Below are 19,281 nucleotides of genomic sequence, written 5' to 3'. Positions count from 1 at the left end.
GCTGCTAGACTGACCGGGTGCCCGACCAGTCCGACGACCGCCCCTACCACCACGGCAGCCTCCGCATCGCCCTGCTCGACGCGGCCGAACGCGGCCTGCGCGCGCACGGAGCCGATCAGCTGTCGTTGCGCGACCTCGCCAGGGAGATCGGCGTCAGCCACGCCGCGCCGCGCCGGCATTTCCCGGATCGGCAGGCGTTGCTCGACGCTCTCGCCGAAGCCGGGTTCGCCCGCTTGGACAACGCGTTGCGCACGGCGTTGAAGACCGCGGACGACTTTCCGGGTCGCGTCCGCGCGGCAGCCACGGCGTACACCCGCTTCGCCACCGAGAACTCGGCGCTGCTCGAATTGATGTACACCAGCAAGCACCGTCCCGGCGCGTCCCGGATCGTCCAGGCCGCCGAAGCGCCGTTCGGGCTGATGAACGACCTGATCGTCGAGGGCCAGGAGCAGGGCGCGCTGCAGGACGGGCCGCCGCAGCGGATCGGGGTCGTGTTGTTCGCGACGCTGCAAGGAATCGCGACCCTCGGCAACGGCGACCTCGTTCCGGCGGAATTGCTCGACGGGCTCGTCGAGACCGCCGTCGAACAGTTCCTGCGCGGCGCTCGTCCATAACAAAACCGGTCGGCCACGCGAATGCGGCGCCCGATTGGATACCGTGGGCGGCATGGCTGACCAACGACCGCTCGGCTTGCGAGAACGCAAGAAACTCGACACGCGCAAAGCGCTGAGCGACGCCGCCGTGGCGCTGATGTACGAGAGAGGTCCAGACAACGTTGTCCGCGAGGACATCGCGGAGCGGGCCGGGGTGTCGCTGCGGACTTTCAGCAACTACTTCGCCACGAAATACGACGCGGTCGCCTACCGGCAGGAGCACCGGATCCGGCGCAGCGCGGAGCTGCTGCGGGAGCGTCCGGCGCACGAGCCGCTGTGGACCGCGCTCGCCGAAGCGCTCATCGAACCGTTGCGCGCCGACGGGGTGCCGTACGGCCAGCCGGCATCCGACCAGCTCAGCGCGGTGCAAGCGTGGAGTGCGACACCCGAGATGCGCACCGCGCTGGCCCGGGTGGAAACCGGCGATCTGGTCAAGGCGATCGCCGAACGCACCGGGACGCGGGTCGGCGAGCTGTATCCGCAACTGGTGTCCGACATCGCGATCGCGGCGATGACCACCGTGCTGAACCGGTTTCTGGACGAGAGTCTGGAGAAGACGGTGCCGACGACGCTGCGAGAGGCGTTCGCCTCGATCTCCCTGGGGCTCCCGCCGCGCTGATCAGCGCCGCGACGCCGCGGGCAGCGAGTTTTCCCGGCCGTACGCGCGGAATTCGGCCCGCAGCTCGCGGCGGTCCTCCGCGGTGAGCGGCCGGTACGGGTTGGTCCGGTTCGGCGCGTACCAGACCCGGTCGTCCTCCCAGCCCTGCGCGCGCAACGGCGCTTTGTCGACCTTGCCGCTGCCGGTGACCGGAGCCTCGTCGATGATCCGGACGAATGCGGGTCGCCATTTCGTACCGAGATCCGGTTGTGCGGCAAGGAATTCGTCAAAGTCTTCCGGATCGAACGCGGCATCCTCAGCGAGAATGACGGACACCATCAGCAGATCTCCGGTCTTCGGGTCGGGCACGCCGTAGCAGTGCGCCGCCGCGAACGCCGGGTAGCGGCCCAGAATCCGCTCGACCGGGGCGGTGCCGAAGTTCTCGCCGTCGACGCGGAGCCAGTCCGCGGCCCGGCCGGCGAAGTACAGGTAGCCGTCGCGGTCGCGGTAGCCGAGGTCGCCGGTCCAGAAGTCCTCGCCGCCGAATTTCAGCCGTTCGGCCATTGCGGCGGGGTGCCGGTAGTAGCCCTCGAACGTTTTCCCGCGCCCCACCGCGACGATCTCGCCGGTCGCTTCCTCCGCGTTGAGCAGCAAGCCGTTCTCGTCGAACTCCGCGAGCGGGCATTCCCGGTTGTCCTGGTCGCGGATTTCCGCGCGCATTCCGGGCGCGGGGCGGCCCAGCGCGTTCGGCGGCGCGTCCGGCTCCGGCACGATGCGAAGCCCGCCCTCGCTGGAACCGTAGCCTTCCCGTACCTCGCAACCGAATCGACGGCGGAATTCGGTGGATTCGCCCGGCGCGGCTTCCGAGCCGAACGCGACCTCCAGCCGGTTGTCGGCGTCAGTCGGCTGTTCCGGCTGCGCGACGACGTAGCTGAGCACCCGGCCGACGTAGTTGAAGTAGGTCACGCCGTGCGCGCGGAGGTCCGGGATGAACTGCGACGCCGAGAACTTCCGGACCAGGACAATCGTCGCGCCGACCTTCGCCGCCGCGGCGAGGTTCATCATGATCGCGTGGCCGTGGAACATCGGCAGGCACAGGTACGTGACCGAATCGCGGTGCAGCGAGACGCGTTCGGCCAGCGCGTCGGTCAACCGGCCGAGGCGGCCGTTGCTGCAGATGACCGCCTTCGGCGTGCCGGTGGAGCCGGAGCTGAACAGCAGCAGGAAGATCGCCGCCGGGTCCGGGAGGGACGCGGGCATCTCCGCGTCGGCGTGCGCGGCCAGCAGGTCTTGGTACTCCGCCGATTCCACGTCGAGGACGCGACGGACAGCCGGCAGGTCAAGGCTCGCGATTTCCGTGCCGTACAACGGTTCGGTGAGCAGCACATCGACGTCCGTGTGATTGATGTCCGCCGCCAGCTCCGCGCCGCGCCGGGTGGAGTTGATGCCGACCAGGACGTCACCGCTCACCGCGGCGGCGAGGATCCAGAACACGAAGTCCGGCAGGTTCTGCAGCAGCACCCCGACGTGCCGCTGAGTCCGGCCAGGCCCCGGCTCGAACGTGCGCAGCAGCGAGGCTCGCACGGCGGCCTCGCGGACGACCTCGTCCCACGTCCAGCTTCGGCCTTCGAACCGCAGCCCCTCGTGCGTGTCCCCGCGCCGGGACCGGACTACTTCCGCGAACGTCTCCATCAGCGGTCCGCCGCGAGCACGATCGCCGAGTGCGGCACCGGAGATCCGCCGGTGACGAGCACGTGTTCCAGGGATTTCGCGGGCTGGTTCACCGAACTGCCGCGAATCAGCCGGACGCCCTCGGCGATCCCGTTGACCCCGTGGATGTACCCCTCCCCCAGCTGGCCGCCATGGGTGTTGACCGGCAGCCGTCCGCCGAGTTCGAGCGCTCCGCCGGCGATGAAGTCCTTCGCTTCGCCGCGGCCGCAGAATCCGTATTCCTCCAGCTGCAGCAACACCATCGGAGTGAAAGCGTCGTACAGAATCGCGGCGTCGATGCCTTCCGGCCCCACGCCGGATTGCGCCCACAACTGCTCGGCGACCAGCTGCACCTCGGGCATTTCGTCGATGTCGTCCCGATAGTAGCTGCTCATCGAAATCTGTTGCGGCCCCACGCCTTGCGCCGCTCCAGCGATCACCGCGGGCGGATGCGGCAGGTCGCGCGCCCGCTCCGCGCTCACGATCACCAGCGCTTGCCCGCCGTCGCTTTCCTGGCAGCAATCGAGCAACCGCAACGGATCGGCGATCATCCGCGACGACTGGTGATCTTCGAGGGTGATCGGCCGCCCGTGAAACCACGCTTGCGGATTCACTGCCGCGTGTTTGCGGGAGAGCACCGACACGCGGCCGAAGTCCTCGCTCGTCGCCCCGTATTTGTGCATGTACCGCCGCGCCAGAAAGGCTTCCTGCTGCGCGGGGGTGAGCAGGCCGTACGGATTGATCCAGTTCCGGTATTCCTGATCGGTATTCGCGGTGTAGGCGAACGGCGGCGGCCCAGCCCCGAAACGGTGGCCGGAACGCTCGTTGAACGCCCGGTACACCACGACGACGTCGGCGACCCCGGAACTGACCGCGAGCGCCGCCTGCTGCACCGGCGCGCACGCCCCGCCGCCGCCGTGCGGGATGCGGCTGAAGAACTTCAGCTGCGGGATCCCCAACGCCCGCGCGACCGCGATCTCCGGGTTGGTTTCCATCGTGAACAGCGCGAATCCGTCGACTTCTTCGACCGGGATCTGCGCGTCGGCGAGCGCGGCGAGGACGCATTCGCAGGCGAGTTGCCATTCGCTGCGGCCGGAGTTCTTGCTGAATTCAGTCGCGCCGATTCCGGCGATCGCCGCCTGCCTCGCGAAGCTCATGCCGACACCTCCACAAGGAGTTGCACGCTAGTCGATCGGGAGGTGCCAGCATGAATATCGATGATTCGCTTGCAAGCTGCGCTCATGCCGACACCGTCACTCGAGCCGACACATGCACACCACGGTCGTGGCTTCCGGTGACCTTGATCGTCGCCGCGTCCTCAGTCACCTCGATGATCTCGCTGGAGAAAGTGAGCGTGTCACCGGGAAACAACGGCAACCCGAGCCGCAGCGAGACCTTGCGGATCCGGGTCGCCGGGCCGCACACGTCGGTGACGTAGCGGTCGATGAACCCGTTGGTGGCGTTGATGCTGATGAAGACGTCCGGCATCCCGCGTTCGGCCGCCTTGCCCGGGTCGTGGTGCACGTCCTCGAAATCCTGCGACGCGATCGCCGTCGCGACGATCGTGGTGCGGTCGAACGGGATCGCCAGCTCCGGCAGCCGGTCTCCGAGAGCCAGGGTCATCGGGTGTGCTCCTTCGGGTCTCGCGGCCGCAGCTGCGGGAGGATTTCGCCGTGCGCGTGCTCGCTGAAGCCCACCTGCAGCGGCAGGCCCACTTCCAACTGGTCGTGGTCGACTCCGGCGATATCCGCGACCAGCCGGATGCCCTCCTCCAGATCAGCAAGGCCGACGGCGAGCGGGTAGTCGAACGCGGGGTCCTTCGGGTGGTACAGCACCGTCCAGCTGTGCAATACCGCGCGACCGCTGGCGACGACCGTGTCCCACGCGAAGCTCCGGCACACCGGACACGCCGGGCCGGGCGGATGCCGGAGGGCCTGGCAGTCGGTGCAGCGCTGGATCTCCAGCCGTCCCTCGCGGGCGGCGTCGAAGAAGAACCGGTTGTCCTGGGTGATCGTGAGCCGCGGGACCGCGGTGTGCTCCCCCATCACGCGCTCCGCTCCGCCGGGCGGAACCGCAGGATGCGGAAGCGTTCGTCGACCAGCAGCTCGCCCGCTTCGTCCAGGTAGTGCTTGCGCAGCGTGACGAAATGCCCGTAGCCGAGCGCGGTCTGTTTGCACCCCGAGACCGCCTCGATGGTGAAGTGGCAGGTCACGTGCGTGCCCGGGGTGATCTCGCGGACGTACTCCTGCTCGACGTCGGTGGCCACCACCGAGGTGTAGCCTGCCGCGTCGAGCACGCTCATCAGCCGCGAGTACGCGAAGTCCTCCACCGCGCCCTCGCGGCGCAGCTCCTGGATCTCGCGGTAGCGCCGGTATCCGGCCATGATCCAGGTCGAGCACATCGCGGGCGGCGCGATCACGCCGGGACGGCCGGTCGCCTTGGCCGCGGCGTCGTCGACGTACACCGGATTGCGGTCGTCGACCGCCTCGACCCAGTTGCGGATCATCGCCTCGTTCACCGCGTACCGGGCCACCCGCGGCGGCTCGGCCCGCTGGCCGGTGAACTCGGCGAAGTCCGTCCGGAGACCGGTCATCACCCCTCCTTGAGCAAGCGTTTGGCAGGACGCTAGGTCGCGGAGGGACGGGCGGCAAGCGCCACTCCCGCTGGGCGGACAGCCGGACCCGCCCGCACGCGGAAAAACTCCCGGCGAGCGGCGCTCACCGGGAGTTTCTCCGGGAAATTGTCAAGGAGTGCCCAGGTCCAGGGACTGGACCGACGAATTCACGCTGTCCAGTCTCCAGCCGCCTCCCGCGGGACCGCACCGCACAGTGGTGTCCCGGGTGTCCGAGACGTTGGTCGCGGTGTTGAACGCGGTGTTGGGGGTGGTCGCGAGGACATTGGTGTAGAGGAATTTGCCGTTGGTGTACACGCACTGGTGCAGATTCAGGAACCGGCGGGCGGCCAGATCCAGGGATTGCACCGCCGTGTTCGCCGCGTCGACCGTCCATCCGCTGACCGCCGGACCGCAGCCCACCGACGAATCCGGCGTGTAGGAAAGATTCGTTCCGGTGGTGAACGGCGAATTGGGCGTGGTCGCCAGCAAGTTGGTGTACAGGAAATTGCCGTTGCTGTACACGCATTGATGCAGATTCAGGAACCGGCCGCGGACGCGGTCGAGGGGCTGCACCGCGGTGTTCGCCGCGTCGGCCACCCAGCCGCTGGCCGCCGCACCGCATCGCGCCGCGTTGTCGCGCGGGTCCGCGATGTTCGTCCCGGTATTGAACGAAGTGTTGGGAGTGGTGGAAAGTTCATTCGTGTAAAGGAAACTGCCGTTGGTGTAGACGCATTGGTGGAGGTTGACGTAACGGTCCGCCGCCGCCAGGGCGGGGGCCGCCGCGACCGCGAGCGGGCTCAGGCACACCACCGCCACGACCGCGGATCTCCATGACTTCAGGGCTTTTGTCACGTGCATGCTCATTCCTCCTGCTGCTTTGGCCGAGCCGCACCGTTCACCAGCGAAGACATCTCACGGTGGCGCAGAAAACGGCGGCCGTACAGCAGCCAGAGGGACGAATCGGCTCGTCCTTTTCGCGAAGAACGGTTCAGCGCGCGGGAATCGCCAGCCGCAGTCCGGACAGCAGCCGATTCCGCAATTCCGCGGGATGCACGACGTCGTCGTAAGTCACGGTGCCCGCGAGCCGCCACGGCCCCGCTGCCTCGCCCTCGGCGAGGGCTTGGCTGGTCCCGGCGTCGGCTTTGGACGTCTCGGCTCCGACGCGCGCCGGCATCGCGCCGAGCGTCGCCCCCGGCAGCGCGAGGCTGAGGGTCTGCCGGTCGAAGGCGTTCTGGCCCATCACCGAACTGCCGAAACCGAACGCCTTGCGCATCGTCACGTGGAATTTCGGCACTTCCGCGCGGTGCTGGGCAAGGAACAGCCGCGCACCGGCGCGCAGTACGCCCGCGCGTTCCTGGTCCCGGCCGCCGAGCAGGCCCGGGTTGTCCGCGAGCATCAGCAGCGGCACGCCGAATCCCGTGACGTGCTCGATGAACCGGGCCGCCTTGTCGGCTGCCGGCGTGTCGATCGCTCCGGCGCGCACCGCAGGCTGGTTCGCCACGACGCCGATGACGTGTCCGCCAAGCCTGCCCAGCCCGGTCAGCATCGACGCGGCGTGGTCGCGGCCCAGCTCGAACCAGGTTTCGCGGTCAAGCAGTTCCTCGACCACTGGCCGCACGTCGTAGGGCACGCGGTCGTTCGGCGGAATCAAGTCCAGGAGCGAGTCCGTCCGGCGTTCTTGCTCGGCGGCTAAGGCGGACGGCGGGATCAGGCTCAAGTAGCGGCGCACTTGCCCGATCGCCTCGGGGAGGTCAGCGGCGACGAGGTCGACAAGTCCACTGTGGACCGCGTGGACTCCGGTTCCGCCCAGTTCCTCTTTGGACACGTCTTCACCCAAGGCCGCACGCACGAGCGGCGGACCGGCGGAGAACAGCTGCCCGCTCCCCCGCACCAACACCACGAGGTTCGCGAGCGCGGCGGTGAGCGCGCTGTGCCCGGCCGACGGCCCGGCGACCACCGCGACGACCGGCACTTTCCCAGACAGATCAGCCAGCGCTTGGAGATCGTTCGGGGCCGGACGGTGCGGGTGCAGACTGTTCGACGGCCGGTGTCCGGCGCCTTCCAGGAACATCAGCAGCGGCACGCGTTCCTGTCCCGCGAGCCGGGCGATTCGTTCCCGTTTGGACGCCGCGGCAACCCCGATCGACCCGCCAGCAACGGAAAAGTCCTCCGCACCGACCAGCACCGGCTTCCCGTCGACGCTGCCGCTTCCGGCGACGAAGCCGTCCGCAGGCAACTCTCCGCCGAGCAAGCCGATCTCAGCGAAGCTGCCGGGGTCGAGCAACGCCGCGATCCGGTCACGCGCGTTGGGGCCGCCGAGCCCGGCGAGACGTTCTTCGCCGCCCATCGCCTGTGCGGCCGAGCGACGGGCGGCCAGGTCGGCGAGCAGCGGCTCCCACTGCTCACGGTTCACTCCCATCGCACCAGCCGCCGGACCACCTTCCCGGTCGCGTTGCGCGGCAACGGGTCCCGGGTCAGGAACCAGGCCGCCGGGACCTTGTACCGGGCAAGCCGGTCAGCGAGATAGCCGCGCAGGGTGTCAGCGTCCACTTCGGACTCGCCACGCAACACGACCTTCGCGGCGACGATCTGGCCGTAGTCCGGATCCGGCAGCCCGGCCACGATGCATTCGGTGACGCTGGGGTGTCCGGCGAGCTGTTCTTCCACCTCCGCCGGGTAGATGTTCTCCGCCCCGCGCAGGATCAGGTCGCTGCGCCTGCTCAGCACGGTCAGCGCACCGTCGCGCAGCTGGCCGAGGTCGCCAGTCCGGAACCAGCCGTCCTCGGTGAACGCGGCCTCAGTCGCCGCCGGATCGTTGAAGTAGCCGAGCATCACCTGTGGGCCGCGAAGGTGGATTTCGCCGTCCGTGCCGTCCGGGACCGGGCGGCCTTCGGTGTCGCGGATCTGCACTTCCATGTTCGGGACGGGACGGCCCGCGGTGTCCGGGTCGGCGAGGAGTTCGGCCGGAGTCGCGAGGGTGGCGGCGGTGGACGATTCGGTGAGGCCGTAGTTGGTGCTCAGCGAGGCCCCCGCCCCGGGCAGCGCGTCCCGCAGCTGGTCTTTCAGCTCGGCGGTCGACGGCGCGCTGCTGACTGAGACCGTCTTGAGCGAGCTGAGGTCGTAGCCGGAAAGATCGGCTTCGACCAGGCGCGAGAGCATCGTCGGGACCGCGCCCCAGTTGGTGATCCGCTCGGTTTGCACGAGGTCCAGCACCCGGTGGATGTCGAATTTCCCCTGGTGCAGCACGGCGGTGTCGCCGACCGCGAGCCGCACGACGGCGAGGTTGTGCAGGGCGGCGATGTGGAACAGCGGCGTGGCCAGCAGGAACCGGCGATCCTTCGCCGGACGGCCGAATTCCGCCGCGAGCGCGTCGTTGAACAGGTGGAACCAGACCGCGGCGAGCACGTTGCGGTGCGAATGCGTCGCGCCCTTCGGATGCCCGGAAGTGCCGCTGGTGAAGAGGATGACGGCCGGGTCGTCCTCGTCGACCGGCTCCGGCTTCAGCTCGGCGCCTTCGTGGCGGCCGAGGAGTTCCCGGTACTGCGGGCTGCCGAACTCGAGCACCGGATACCCGTCCGCGACCAGCGGTTTCCGGGCCGCGTCGGTCAGCACGACCTTCGGCGTGGTCAGGTCGAGTCCGTGCGCGACCTCCGGCGCGGCCCACATCGAGTTCATCCCGACCGCGATCGCGCCGAGCGACACCGCCGCCCAGAATCCGACAATCCACTCCGGACAGTTCGCCGCGCACAACGCGACCCGGTCACCGCGCCCGACGCCGTATTCGGTCCGCAGCACCGCGGCCAGCGCGGCGACCTCGTCGTAGTGCTGGGAAAAAGTGAGCCGACTGTCCACAGTGACCAGATACTCGCGGTCGCCGAACTCGCGGGAGGCAGCCAGCAATTCGGTCAAGCTCCGATGCCGCCGCGCGAACACCTTCGCCGGACGGCCCGCGACCGGTTCCGGCCGGATCTCGAACTCCGCGCCCGGCGCGGTCAGCCGCGCGATGATGTCGTCCCGATCGGTCATCGGTCGCCTCCCTTAATGATCAGTGTCGGTCAACGGATCGTCAGCTGCCCGCCGTCGACGTTCCAGCATTGCCCGGTCACCCAGCCCGCCTCCGCGCTGGCCAGGAACACCGCGGCCGCCGCGATGTCGGCCGGTTCGCCGGCCCGGCGCAACGGCACCTGCGCGCGAACGTACTCGGCCCATGAATCCGGGTCCACGTCATCCAGCCTGCTCGTGCCGACGACGCCGGGGCACAGCGCGTTCACCCGGATCCCGTGTTCGCCCAGCTCCTTGGCCGTCGAAGAAGTCAACGACTGCAGCGCGGCTTTCGACGCGGAATAGGCCGCCGATCCGGCCCCGGACAGCTTCCCGCCGATCGAGGAGATGTTCACGAACACCCCGCCGTCGCCCTGCTCGACCAGCCGTCTGCCGAACGCGCGGGTCATCAGGAACGGCCCGCGCAGGTTGACCTCGATGACCCGGTCCCAGATCTCGACGTCGAGGTCCAGCACCGGCACGCGATCCGGTCCGCGCGCGGCCGCGGCGTTGTTGACGACGATGTCCACGCGGCCGAACGCGTCGAGGACTGTCTCCAACAAGCGGTCGACCTGCACCGGGTCAGCGACATCGCTCACCACCGGCAACGCCTGGCCGCCGAGCTGACGGATCTCGTCGGCCACGGACTGGATGTCCTGCCAACCGGCCGCTTGCTCTTCCGCCGGGAATCGGCTGGATGCGCGGCCGCTGCCGGTCACCACGACCGCGCACCCCGCCCGAGCCAGTTCGACCGCGATCGACCGGCCGATCGACCGCATCCGGCCCGCACCGGTCACCACCGCGACCTTGCCGTCGAAACCGCTCAGCCGATACATCTCAGAGCCGCTCCACGATCGCCGCGGTCGCCTGTGCCCCGCCGGCGCAGATCGCCACCAGACCCAGCGTTTGGTCCCGGCGTTCCAGTTCGTCCACGATCTCCGCCAGCAGCCGGATCCCGGTCGCGCCGACCGGATGGCCGATCGCGATAGCACCGCCGTTGACGTTCAGCCGGTCCTCATCGACGCCGAGCGTGCGGGCAAATGACAGCGGAACCGACGCGAACGCTTCGTTGACCTCGAACAGATCGATGTCCGCGACGGTCATCCCAGCCCGGCCCAGCACGCGTTCGGCGGCGCGGATCGGCCCGTCGAGCAGGTACTTCGGCTCGGCGCCGACGATGGTCTGCGCGACCAGCCTGGCGCGCGGGCGCAGTCCGAAGGTCTGGTCGGCGTCGACCAGCAGCGCAGCCGACGCGCCGTCGGAGATCTGAGACGCCGTGCCCGCGGTGTGCAGGCCTTCTTCCTTGATGGGGGCGAGTCCGGCGAGGGCGTCGGTGCTGGTGTCGCGCAGGCCCTGGTCGCGGTCGAACAGACCGTCGTCGAGCGGGACCGGCAGGATCGACCGGCCGAATCGGCCCTCGTCCCAGGCGCGGCGGGCGCGTTGCTGCGAGCGGAGGCCGAACGCGTCCAGATCCGCGCGAGTGAGCCCGCGACGTGCGGCAATCCGGTCGGCGGCTTCGTACTGGGCGGGCAGATCGACCTTCCAGGAATCCGGACGTGGACGGCCGGCATCGCCGAGGTTGCTCAGCAGCGGCACCCGGCTCATCGACTCGACCCCGCACGCCATGCCGACGTCCACCAGCCCCGCCGCGATCTGCGCGGCGATCAGGTGCACGGCCTGTTGCGCGGACCCGCATTGCGCGTCGATCGTGGTGGTCGCGGTCTCGTCCGGGAGTCCGGCGTGCAGCCAGGCGAAGCGGCCGACGTTGTTCGACTGCTCCCCGGCCTGCGTGACGCAGCCGGCGACGACATCGGTGACCAGCGAGGGGTCGATGCCGGCGCGTTCGATGATTCCGCGCTGCACGTGGCCGAGGAGTTCGACCGAGTGGATGCCGGACAGTGCGCCGCGGCGTTTTCCGAACGGGGTCCGGATCGCGTCCACGATGACCGGAGTGCCCATCACGCACCTCCTGAAGTCGTGCGGGCCCAGGCATCGGTGAGGACTGCCGCGTCGTCGCGTTCGGGGCAGGTCACGCGCAGGGCCAGTTCATTTTCTTGTTGCCAGACCGAAATTCTCAATGTCTCTCCAGGAATCACCGGGCCCGCGAAGCGTGCTCCCAGTTCGCGGAGCCGCGCGGGGCGGCCGTCGAGGAGGTGGTCCACGACGGCTTTGGCGACCAGGCCATAGGACGCGAGTCCGTGCAGGATCGGCGCATCGAAGCCTGCTGCGGCGGCGAACTCCGGGTCTGCGTGGAGCGGGTTGAGGTCCCCGTTCAACCGGTAGAGCAGTGCCTGGTCGTCGGTGGTGGCGACGTCTAGCACATGCGTCGGGTCGCCTTCCGGTTTCTTCGGTCCAGGCTCGGTGCCTGGGTCTCCCCCGAAACCGCCCTCGCCGCGCGCCCAGATGGACATTGTGGACGTCCATAGTGGACCATCGGCGTCCGCGACCTCGTGGACCAGCACGATGACCGCGGCCTTGCCCTTGTCCTGGACTTCGGCGATCCGCGTGGTTCGCTCCGCCGAGCCAGCCGCCGGCAATCGGTCGCGGTGGAGCGTGACGACCTGTCCGGCGTGCAGCAGTCTCCTGAGATCGACGTCTACGCCGGGCAGTGTCAGACCCTCCGCCGGAATGTCTCCGGCGGAAATACCTTGTCCGGCAACGAGAGCAAAGGTCGGCAGGACTTCCAGATCTCGTTCGTAGCTGTACCGGAGCGAGCTGCCGGAGCCCAGAGAAAGGTGGTACAGCAGGACGTCCCGAGTGGTCCAGGCGAGCTGTTGGGTACGGGGCGGGGCGTTGAGCGCCTTGTCGAGGTCGATGGGCACGGGAGTCTCCTAGGCCGGGGCGCCGATCGGGGGTGCGGACGGGAGTCGCTCCCCGAGTTCGGCGGCGAGTGCGTCGGCGGTGCCGAGAGTGAAGGCGACCTGGCGTCCCCAAAGGAAGTAGCGGTGGATCGGATAGTCGACGTCCGCGCCGATGCCGCCGTGCAGGTGCTGGGTCGCGTGCACCACCCGCAGTCCCCCGCGCGACGCCCACCATTTGGCCACCAGTGCGGCGATTTCTGCCTCGTCCTCGCGGCCCTCGTCCAGCAACCAGGCGGCGCGCTGGGTGCAGACGCGGATCGCCTCGGTGTCGAGGTAGGCGTCGGCGGCCCGCACAGCGACAGCTTGATTTGTCGACAGTGGACGTCCGAATTGGACTCGCTCCGAGGTGTACTTCGCGGTGGTCTCCAACGCCTGAGCACACACGCCGACGCTGACCGCGGCCAGCGCGACCCGGAGCCTGCGGAGTGTCCACTGCAGAGCGTCGTCGCCGGAGACCAGGATGTCCTGTGCGGTAACCACGGCTTTGTCGAAGACGATCGACGCGTGGCTTTCACGACTGGTGACTTCGACCGGGGTCACACTGAGGTTGACCGTCGGGACGAGTGCCAAGTGGACCTGGTCGTGTTCCCGGACCGGCACGAGAACCAGGTCCGCCTCGGTGCCAGCGGGGACCGAGACCACTTCGCCGGCGAGTTCGAGTTCGTCGCCGCGCCGGGTCGCGGTCACCGAAACCGTGTCGTCGAACGCACCGACCAGCAGCGTCGAACCGTCCAGCACGCGCGGCAGGATCCGGTTCCGCTGATCCTCGGTGCCGAACCGCGCGACCGGCAACAGCCCGCCCGCGATCACGTTCCACAACGGAACCGGTGCGACGTGCCGGCCCGCTTCTTCGAGCAGCACCGCCAAGCCGGACAGGCCCAACCCGGCCCCACCGTCCCTTTCGGACAGGCAGATCCCGAGGAGATCCGCTTCGGCGAGCACCCGCCAGAGGTCGGCGTCGAAGCCGCCCTGCTTCTCGACGGCCACCACCCGCTCGACCGTCGCACGGTCGGCGAAGATCTTGGCGGCCAGCTCGCGGACCGCGCCCAGGTCGTCGTTGAGGTCGAAATCCATGTCAGCTCCTGGCCTTTTCCGGACGACGGCGTGCGGACAGCGTCATGCCGAGGGTCTTCGCGGCGACGATCTCGCGCAGCACCTCGTTGGTGCCGCCGCCGAAGGTATTGTTCTGCGCGCGCCGGGCGAGCGTCTCGACGCGTCCGTTCACCGCTGCCCCGGGCGAATCGGGCCGCAGCAGGCCGCGAGCGCCGAGCACTTCCTGGAGCCTGCTGTACGCGGTCACCACCGCTTCGGTGCCGAACACCTTGGCAGCAGCGGAATCCCCGCCGCCAAGGGTGCCCGCGGCGACGTCCGCGACCAGGCGCAGGTTGATCAGGTCAGTGGCACTGAGCAGCGCGTACACCTCGGCCAGCGTGTGCCGGACCCACGGCAGGTCGTACACCGTTCCCGGACCGAACGGCTCCTCCTGCGCCCATTTGAGGACCGCGTCGTACATCTGGTTCGCGATTCCGCCGCGCGCGGCGAGGGCGACGCGCTCGTGGTTGAGCTGGCTGGTGATGAGCCGCCAGCCGTTGTTCAGCTCGCCGACCACATTGGACAGTGGAATCCGGACGTCCTCATAGTACGTCGCCGACGTGCTGATCCCGCCCACCGTATGGATTTCGGTGGCGGAGAAGCCAGGCGTGTCAGTCGGCACGAGCACGACGGAGATGCCGCGGTGCGGGGGCGCGTCCGGATCGGTCCGCACGGCCAGCCAGATCCAGTCGGCGAAGATTCCCGCGCTGGTGAAGATCTTGTTGCCGTTGATGACGAGCGAGTCGCCGTCGATCTTCGCCCGCGTCTGCAGCGACGCCAGGTCGGTGCCCGCGCCGGGTTCGGTGTAGCCGATGGCGAACATCAGCTCGCCGCGCAGGATCGGCGGCAGGAAGAACTTCTTCTGCTCCTCGGTGCCGTGATGCATCAACGCCGGCGCGACCGTGTTCAACGTGACCAGCGACAGCGGGGCGCCGGCGCGCAATACCTCGTCGTAGAACACGAAAAGCGCTTCCGGATCCTCGCCGCGGCCGCCGTATTCTTCCGGCCAGCCGAGGCCGAGCCAGCCGTCCGCGCCCATGCGGCGCAGGATCCGGTCGAACACCGGACCGCCCTCGGTCTGCTCGACCAGCGCGCGGCGGTCGTCCTCGTCGATGATGCGGGCGAAGTACTCGCGCAACTGCGCGCGGAGCCTTCGCGAGCGCTCCGACAGCTCCGGATGCATGCGTTTTCTCCTAGTAGTCGGGTCAGCGGGGCAAGCCGAGGACACGTTGAGCAATGACATTCAGTTGAATTTCGACCGTGCCGCCGCCGAACAGCACGGCGGGCAGGCCGAGATGGTCGATGACGTGCCCGTCCTCCGCGCCGGCCGAACCGTGGCCGAGCAGGGCGATCACCTCGCGCGACCCCTCCTGCTGGGCAAGCGCGCTGAACACCTTCTGCACGCTGACCTCGGCCCCGAGATCCAGCCCGGCGAGCCGCGCCAGCACGCTGCGGAGGCCGAGCGTGGCGAGCGTCAGTTCCCGTGACACGCAGCGGCCGAGCGCGGACAGCGCGTCGGGATCGTCTGGATTGTTACGGAGCAACTGGCGGATCCGGTCCGATGAACCGTGCGCGAGCGTCGCGCCCATGTTGTGCCGCTCGTTGGCCAGCGTGGTCGTCGCGAGCCGCCAGCCGCTGTTCGGCTCGCCGACGAGGTCGCGGTCCGGGACGAACACGTCGTCCAGGAAGACCTCGTTGAACTCCGCGCGTCCGGTGGCCTGCCTGATCGGCCGGACCGTGACGCCTTCCGCGGCCAGGTCGACGAGAAAATACGAGATCCCCCGGTGCCGCGGCGCGTCCGGGTCGGTCCGGGCGAGGCAGACGCCCCAGTGCGCTTCGCGGGCGAGCGACGTCCAGACCTTCTGGCCGGAGATCCGCCAGCCACCGTCCACTTTGGTCGCCCGGGTGGTGAGCGAGGCGAGGTCCGAACCCGCGCCCGGTTCGCTGAACAGCTGACACCAGCGGATCTCACCGCGCAGAGTCGGCAGGACGAACCGGTCGCGTTGCTCCGAGGAGCCGTGCACGAGCAGAGTCGGCAGCACCCATTCGCCGATCACCGTGGTGGGCTGGGGAATTCCGCGCCGCTCGAACTCCTCGGCGATGACGGCTTGCTCAAGCGGTCCGGCATCCAGTCCGTAGGGTTTCGGGTAGTGCGGCGCGGCGAGACCGGCGTCGGCGAGCACGCGAGCGGACGGCTCGGCCTGGTCGAGGACTGATGCGATCTGGCCGCGCAGCTCGAGGCAGTCTTGGGGGCTGGCGAGGGTCAGGTCGCGGGTCGTGGTCTGGGCGCGTTCGCCGAGGGTGCGGGCGGCTGATCGGCCGAGGGATCCAGACAGCGCGACGGCGCGACGCCAGTACAGGTGCGCGTCGTGTTCCCAGGTGAAGCCGATCGCGCCGAGGAGGCGTACGCAGCTGACGGACGCGTCCACGGCGGCGGGAAGCGCGGCATTCCGAGCCTGCGCGGCGGCAAGTGCCTGCTGCGCAACAGAATGCTGCTCGGCGCGGGCCGCGTCCCAGGCGGCGGCCGTCGCGATCTCCCGTTGCAGAAGGATGCCCGCCGCTTGATGCTGCACGGCTTGGAACGAGCCGATCGGACGGCCGAACTGGACGCGGGTGCGGACGTGGTCAACGGCGCAGTCCAGAGCCCAGCTGCACAGCCCCGCCGCCTCCGCCGCCGCCGGGACCGCGAGGGCCAGCTCGGCGCGTTCCGGCTGGATCTCAATGAGGTTGTCCGGAGATACCAGGAAGTTCTCCAGCGTGAGCCGCGCCGCGGATCTGGTCAGATCAACGGCTTCGACCGGGACCAGCTGGCCGGACTCTGGTCGCAGCACGAACCAGATCTCTTGCGCGCGGACGACCGCGATCTCCGCGTCCGCGAGTCCGACCGCCGGACTGCTGGTGCCATTGATCCGCCAACCGTCGGCAGTACTGACAGCGCTGAGGCCGTCCAGTACGACAGCTCCAGTCGCCCCGGCGGCGAACGCGGCGAGCTCTTCCGTCGGCCCGGCCGCGGCGAGGACGGCGCTGGCGGTGACGGTCGGCAGGAACGGGCCGGGCACCAGGTGGCGGCCGAACTGCTCGGCCACCACGGCGAGTTCGAGCAGCCCAGCGTCTTGGCCGCCGGCGGATTCCGGCAGGTGCAAGGAGTGCCAGCCTTGTTCGGTGAGGGCCTTCCAGAAGTCCGGCCGCCCGGATTCGGCCAGGCCGCCGTCCGCCTCGGTCTGGGGTTTCCCAGCATCCGGCTGGCCGCCTAATCCGGCACGAGTCTCGGCGATCGGCGCGTGCCGCATGGCCCACCCGGCGGCGGAGGCGGCCAGGTCGCGGTGTTCCTCGGACAGGGCAATCGGCATGGCTCAGATCCGTTCGACGAGCACGCAGCTGGTGGCGGCCGCGGCGCAGATCGCGATCATCGCGAGACTGGCGTCGCGGCGTTCGAGTTCCTCGACCGCCGTCGCGAGGAGGCGGATGCCGGTCGCGCCCGCCGGGTGGCCGAGCGCGATCGCGCCGCCGAGGACGTTGAGCTTGTCCTCCGGGATGTCGTGCGCCTGCGCGAAGGACAGCGGGACGGCGGCGAACGCCTCGTTGACCTCGAAAAGGTCGATGTCGCCGATCGTCAGGCCGGTGCGGTCGAGGAGTTTCCGCGCCGCCGCGACCGGTCCGTCGAGGAGGTACTCCAGGTCGCCTCCGATGACGCACTGGGCGAGCAGCCGCGCTCGCGGGCGGAGGCCCAGTTCGCCGGCGCGGCTCCGGGTCATGAAGAGCGCGGCGCTCGCGCCGTCGGAGACTTGGGACGAGGTGCCCGCGGTGTGCAGGCCGTCCGGGACGGTGGTGCGGAGTCCGGCGAGCGCTTCGGTCGAGGTTTCGCGGAGTCCCTGATCGCGGGCGACAGTTTCTCCGTCCGGCAGTTCCAGCGGGAGGACTTGCCGGTCGAAAAGCCCGGCGTCCCAAGCTTTTCGCGCGTTGTGCTGGGAGCGGAGGCCGAACGCGTCGAGGTCCGCCCGGGTCAGCCCGCGCTTCCGGGCGATGCGGTCCGCCGCGGTGTACTGGTCGGGGGTGGTGAGATGCCAGTCGGCCGGCCTCGGCGTGCCAGCGCCTGTCCCCTGCTTCGGGGTGAGCGGCACGCGGGACATCAGCTCGACGCCGCACACGACACCCGCGTCGGCCGTCCCGTTCGCGATCTGCCCGGTGAGCAGGAAGGACGCCTGCATCGACGTGCTGCACTGGGCATCGATGGTGGTGGCACCGGTGGCGGTCGGGAGCCCGCCGTAGAGCCAGGCGGTGCGGACGACGTGGCCGTACTGTTCGCCCAGCGGCGTGACGCAACCGCCGATCACCTGGTCGACCGCGTGCGGGTCGAAACCGGTGCGGTCGAGGACGCCCCGCTGGACGCGGCTGAGCAGCTGGACGGCGTGCAGGGCGGAAACCCAGCCGTCGCGTTTGCCGAACGGCGTGCGGACCGCGTCGACGAGGACTGGCGTCGTGTCTTTCAAGCCCGGATCTCCTTCTCGCGGGGAAGGCAGGACCGGCCCCTGGTCGTCGAGGTAATCGAGCAAGCGTTTGGTTGGAGGTTAGCTTCGGCCCGGTGGGCGGGACAAGCGCGCGTACTGGTGAGCGGGAGTGGCCAGCCCGCGTGCAACCTCGGAGAGTTGCTGCCAGCCTGCGGCACTTCTCCCCCGGCACGAGCCGCCGATGCCACTCACCGGGAGCGGCCACCCGTCACCAGGCCTGCCCTCGGCACCATTGCGGCATCCCTTCCCGGCATTGGAGGCCCCGTGTCCCACCCCAGCACCGCCCTGTCCGGCCGCACCGCCGTCGTCACCGGAGCCGGTGCCGGGCTCGGCCGGGCCGAAGCGCTCGCGCTCGCCGCGGAGGGGGCGAATGTCGTGGTCAACGATGTGAGCGACGCCGGGGACAAGGTGGTCGCCGAGATCGAGGCGCGAGGCGGCCGGGCGCTGGCCGTTCCGGGCGACATCGGTGACTGGCAGTACGCCGAAGACCTCGTCACGGCGGCGACCGAGCACTTCGGGTCGCTCGACATCGTCGTCAACAACGCCGGCATCACCCGCGACGCGATGCTCTTCAACCTCGACGAGAAGGACTGGGACGACGTCATCCGGGTCCACCTCAAGGGCCACGCGGCACTGTCCCGCGCGGCCGCGCGGCACTGGCGGCAGCTCAGCAAAAACACTGGTGAGCCCACCTATGGCCGCCTGATCAACACGTCGTCGGAGGCTTTTCTCCTCGGCGGCGCGGGGCAGCCGAACTATGCGGCGGCGAAGGCGGGGATCGCGGCGTTGACGCTGTCGTGCGCGCGGGGGTTGAGCCGCTACGGCGTCCGCGCGAACGCGATCTGCCCGCGCGCCCGGACGGCGATGACCGACGGGATCTTCACCGCCGGACGCAGCGCGGGAGAGTTGGACATCCTCGCGCCGGAGCGAGTGGCGGCGTTTGTCGCGTACCTCGGTTCCCCGGCCGCGGAGGCGGTGAACGGGCAGGTGTTCGTGGTGTACGGAGACATGGTCGCGCTGCTCGCCCCGCCGACGGTCGAGCATCGATTCGTGTCCGGGCAGGGCGCGTTCGACCCGGCCGAGCTGGAGCGGACTGTCACGCCGTACTTCGCTGGCCGCGACCCGCGGAAAACGTTTGCGGCCAGCGACATCGTGGGGCTCGACGACACGGAGACGACCGCTTAGCCAAGGCCTCGTGAGTGGC

Annotated in this window: 18 protein-coding genes; 3 read left to right on the top strand and 15 right to left on the bottom strand. The window is 69.4% G+C overall.

Annotation, left to right across the window (positions count from 1 at the left end; genetic code table 11):
• The first annotated feature begins 17 nt into the window (after window positions 1–17).
• Together ABD156_RS40265 and ABD156_RS40260 are read left to right on the top strand one after the other, a co-directional pair.
• A complete protein-coding gene (locus tag ABD156_RS40265; RefSeq protein WP_344286298.1) occupies window positions 18–614 on the top strand; it encodes a TetR/AcrR family transcriptional regulator in 597 nt (198 codons plus the stop codon).
• Window positions 615–666: 52 nt separating this feature from the next.
• Complete coding sequence (locus ABD156_RS40260; protein WP_344286297.1) at window positions 667–1,272, top strand: TetR/AcrR family transcriptional regulator; 606 nt, start codon at window positions 667–669, stop codon at window positions 1,270–1,272.
• On the opposite strand, the gene ABD156_RS40255 is transcribed toward ABD156_RS40260, so the two are convergent.
• From ABD156_RS40255 to ABD156_RS40185, 15 genes are all read right to left on the bottom strand, one after another.
• Window positions 1,273–2,943 carry an AMP-binding protein gene (locus tag ABD156_RS40255; protein ID WP_344286296.1) on the bottom strand — a complete coding sequence of 557 codons (1,671 nt, stop codon included), beginning with the start codon at window positions 2,941–2,943 and terminating at the stop codon, window positions 1,273–1,275. It abuts the gene before it with no gap.
• The gene (locus tag ABD156_RS40250; RefSeq protein ID WP_344286295.1) at window positions 2,943–4,118 is read right to left on the bottom strand and encodes a lipid-transfer protein; all 1,176 of its coding nucleotides are present in this window, start codon (window positions 4,116–4,118) and stop codon (window positions 2,943–2,945) included. The genes ABD156_RS40255 and ABD156_RS40250 overlap by 1 nt, the downstream gene beginning before the upstream one ends.
• Before the next feature lie 82 nt (window positions 4,119–4,200).
• On the bottom strand, window positions 4,201–4,584 hold the full coding sequence (locus ABD156_RS40245) for a hotdog family protein (protein WP_344286294.1): 384 nt from the start codon (window positions 4,582–4,584) through the stop codon (window positions 4,201–4,203).
• Entirely contained in the window at window positions 4,581–5,006 is a 426-nt protein-coding gene (locus ABD156_RS40240) for a Zn-ribbon domain-containing OB-fold protein (protein ID WP_344286293.1), read from the bottom strand. The genes ABD156_RS40245 and ABD156_RS40240 overlap by 4 nt, the downstream gene beginning before the upstream one ends.
• Window positions 5,006–5,554, bottom strand: a complete 549-nt coding sequence (locus tag ABD156_RS40235) for an FAS1-like dehydratase domain-containing protein (protein WP_344286292.1) — start codon at window positions 5,552–5,554, stop codon at window positions 5,006–5,008. The genes ABD156_RS40240 and ABD156_RS40235 overlap by 1 nt, the downstream gene beginning before the upstream one ends.
• A gap of 150 nt (window positions 5,555–5,704) precedes the next feature.
• Window positions 5,705–6,439, bottom strand: a complete 735-nt coding sequence (locus ABD156_RS40230; protein WP_344286291.1) for a hypothetical protein — start codon at window positions 6,437–6,439, stop codon at window positions 5,705–5,707.
• 124 nt (window positions 6,440–6,563) lie between these two features.
• Window positions 6,564–7,994: a carboxyl transferase domain-containing protein gene (locus ABD156_RS40225; RefSeq protein ID WP_344286290.1), complete on the bottom strand. Its 1,431-nt coding sequence runs from the start codon at window positions 7,992–7,994 to the stop codon at window positions 6,564–6,566.
• The gene (gene casG, locus ABD156_RS40220) at window positions 7,985–9,601 is read right to left on the bottom strand and encodes a steroid-24-oyl-CoA synthetase (protein ID WP_344286289.1); all 1,617 of its coding nucleotides are present in this window, start codon (window positions 9,599–9,601) and stop codon (window positions 7,985–7,987) included. Before casG ends, ABD156_RS40225 begins: the two co-directional genes overlap by 10 nt.
• A 29-nt stretch (window positions 9,602–9,630) precedes the next feature.
• Window positions 9,631–10,452, bottom strand: a complete 822-nt coding sequence (locus tag ABD156_RS40215; protein ID WP_344286288.1) for an SDR family NAD(P)-dependent oxidoreductase — start codon at window positions 10,450–10,452, stop codon at window positions 9,631–9,633.
• A gap of 1 nt (window position 10,453) precedes the next feature.
• Complete coding sequence (locus ABD156_RS40210; RefSeq protein WP_344286287.1) at window positions 10,454–11,575, bottom strand: steroid 3-ketoacyl-CoA thiolase; 1,122 nt, start codon at window positions 11,573–11,575, stop codon at window positions 10,454–10,456.
• Complete coding sequence (locus ABD156_RS40205; protein ID WP_344286286.1) at window positions 11,575–12,438, bottom strand: MaoC family dehydratase; 864 nt, start codon at window positions 12,436–12,438, stop codon at window positions 11,575–11,577. Before ABD156_RS40205 ends, ABD156_RS40210 begins: the two co-directional genes overlap by 1 nt.
• 9 nt (window positions 12,439–12,447) lie before the next feature.
• The gene (locus ABD156_RS40200; protein WP_344286285.1) at window positions 12,448–13,551 is read right to left on the bottom strand and encodes an acyl-CoA dehydrogenase family protein; all 1,104 of its coding nucleotides are present in this window, start codon (window positions 13,549–13,551) and stop codon (window positions 12,448–12,450) included.
• Between the two features lies 1 nt (window position 13,552).
• The gene (locus ABD156_RS40195) at window positions 13,553–14,752 is read right to left on the bottom strand and encodes an acyl-CoA dehydrogenase family protein (protein ID WP_344286284.1); all 1,200 of its coding nucleotides are present in this window, start codon (window positions 14,750–14,752) and stop codon (window positions 13,553–13,555) included.
• Between the two features lie 22 nt (window positions 14,753–14,774).
• On the bottom strand, window positions 14,775–16,919 hold the full coding sequence (locus ABD156_RS40190; RefSeq protein ID WP_344286283.1) for an acyl-CoA dehydrogenase family protein: 2,145 nt from the start codon (window positions 16,917–16,919) through the stop codon (window positions 14,775–14,777).
• A 3-nt stretch (window positions 16,920–16,922) separates the two neighbouring features.
• Window positions 16,923–18,059, bottom strand: coding sequence for a steroid 3-ketoacyl-CoA thiolase (locus ABD156_RS40185; RefSeq protein ID WP_344286282.1), 1,137 nt, complete (start codon window positions 18,057–18,059; stop codon window positions 16,923–16,925).
• 282 nt (window positions 18,060–18,341) lie between these two features.
• Between ABD156_RS40185 and ABD156_RS40180 the strand changes: the two genes are divergently transcribed.
• Window positions 18,342–19,262: a 3-oxoacyl-ACP reductase gene (locus ABD156_RS40180; protein ID WP_344286281.1), complete on the top strand. Its 921-nt coding sequence runs from the start codon at window positions 18,342–18,344 to the stop codon at window positions 19,260–19,262.
• The last annotated feature ends 19 nt before the right edge of the window (window positions 19,263–19,281 follow it).

The sequence above is a fragment of the Amycolatopsis albidoflavus genome, assembly GCF_039525725.1.
Taxonomy (GTDB): domain Bacteria; phylum Actinomycetota; class Actinomycetes; order Mycobacteriales; family Pseudonocardiaceae; genus Amycolatopsis; species Amycolatopsis albidoflava.
This window is presented reverse-complemented; position numbering and strand designations above follow the sequence as displayed.

What these genes read in the sequence shown, in the direction of transcription:
- ABD156_RS40210 (WP_344286287.1), bottom strand. Translation starts at nt 11,575, where the DNA reads ATGGGCACTCCGGTCATCGTGGACGCGATCCGGACCCCGTTCGGAAAA.
- ABD156_RS40260 (WP_344286297.1), top strand. Translation starts at nt 667, where the DNA reads ATGGCTGACCAACGACCGCTCGGCTTGCGAGAACGCAAGAAACTCGAC.
- ABD156_RS40240 (WP_344286293.1), bottom strand. Translation starts at nt 5,006, where the DNA reads ATGGGGGAGCACACCGCGGTCCCGCGGCTCACGATCACCCAGGACAAC.
- ABD156_RS40215 (WP_344286288.1), bottom strand. Translation starts at nt 10,452, where the DNA reads ATGTATCGGCTGAGCGGTTTCGACGGCAAGGTCGCGGTGGTGACCGGT.
- ABD156_RS40200 (WP_344286285.1), bottom strand. Translation starts at nt 13,551, where the DNA reads ATGGATTTCGACCTCAACGACGACCTGGGCGCGGTCCGCGAGCTGGCC.
- casG (WP_344286289.1), bottom strand. Translation starts at nt 9,601, where the DNA reads ATGACCGATCGGGACGACATCATCGCGCGGCTGACCGCGCCGGGCGCG.
- ABD156_RS40225 (WP_344286290.1), bottom strand. Translation starts at nt 7,994, where the DNA reads ATGGGAGTGAACCGTGAGCAGTGGGAGCCGCTGCTCGCCGACCTGGCC.
- ABD156_RS40190 (WP_344286283.1), bottom strand. Translation starts at nt 16,919, where the DNA reads ATGCCGATTGCCCTGTCCGAGGAACACCGCGACCTGGCCGCCTCCGCC.
- ABD156_RS40250 (WP_344286295.1), bottom strand. Translation starts at nt 4,118, where the DNA reads ATGAGCTTCGCGAGGCAGGCGGCGATCGCCGGAATCGGCGCGACTGAA.
- ABD156_RS40195 (WP_344286284.1), bottom strand. Translation starts at nt 14,752, where the DNA reads ATGCATCCGGAGCTGTCGGAGCGCTCGCGAAGGCTCCGCGCGCAGTTG.
- ABD156_RS40230 (WP_344286291.1), bottom strand. Translation starts at nt 6,439, where the DNA reads ATGAGCATGCACGTGACAAAAGCCCTGAAGTCATGGAGATCCGCGGTC.
- ABD156_RS40245 (WP_344286294.1), bottom strand. Translation starts at nt 4,584, where the DNA reads ATGACCCTGGCTCTCGGAGACCGGCTGCCGGAGCTGGCGATCCCGTTC.
- ABD156_RS40255 (WP_344286296.1), bottom strand. Translation starts at nt 2,943, where the DNA reads ATGGAGACGTTCGCGGAAGTAGTCCGGTCCCGGCGCGGGGACACGCAC.
- ABD156_RS40235 (WP_344286292.1), bottom strand. Translation starts at nt 5,554, where the DNA reads ATGACCGGTCTCCGGACGGACTTCGCCGAGTTCACCGGCCAGCGGGCC.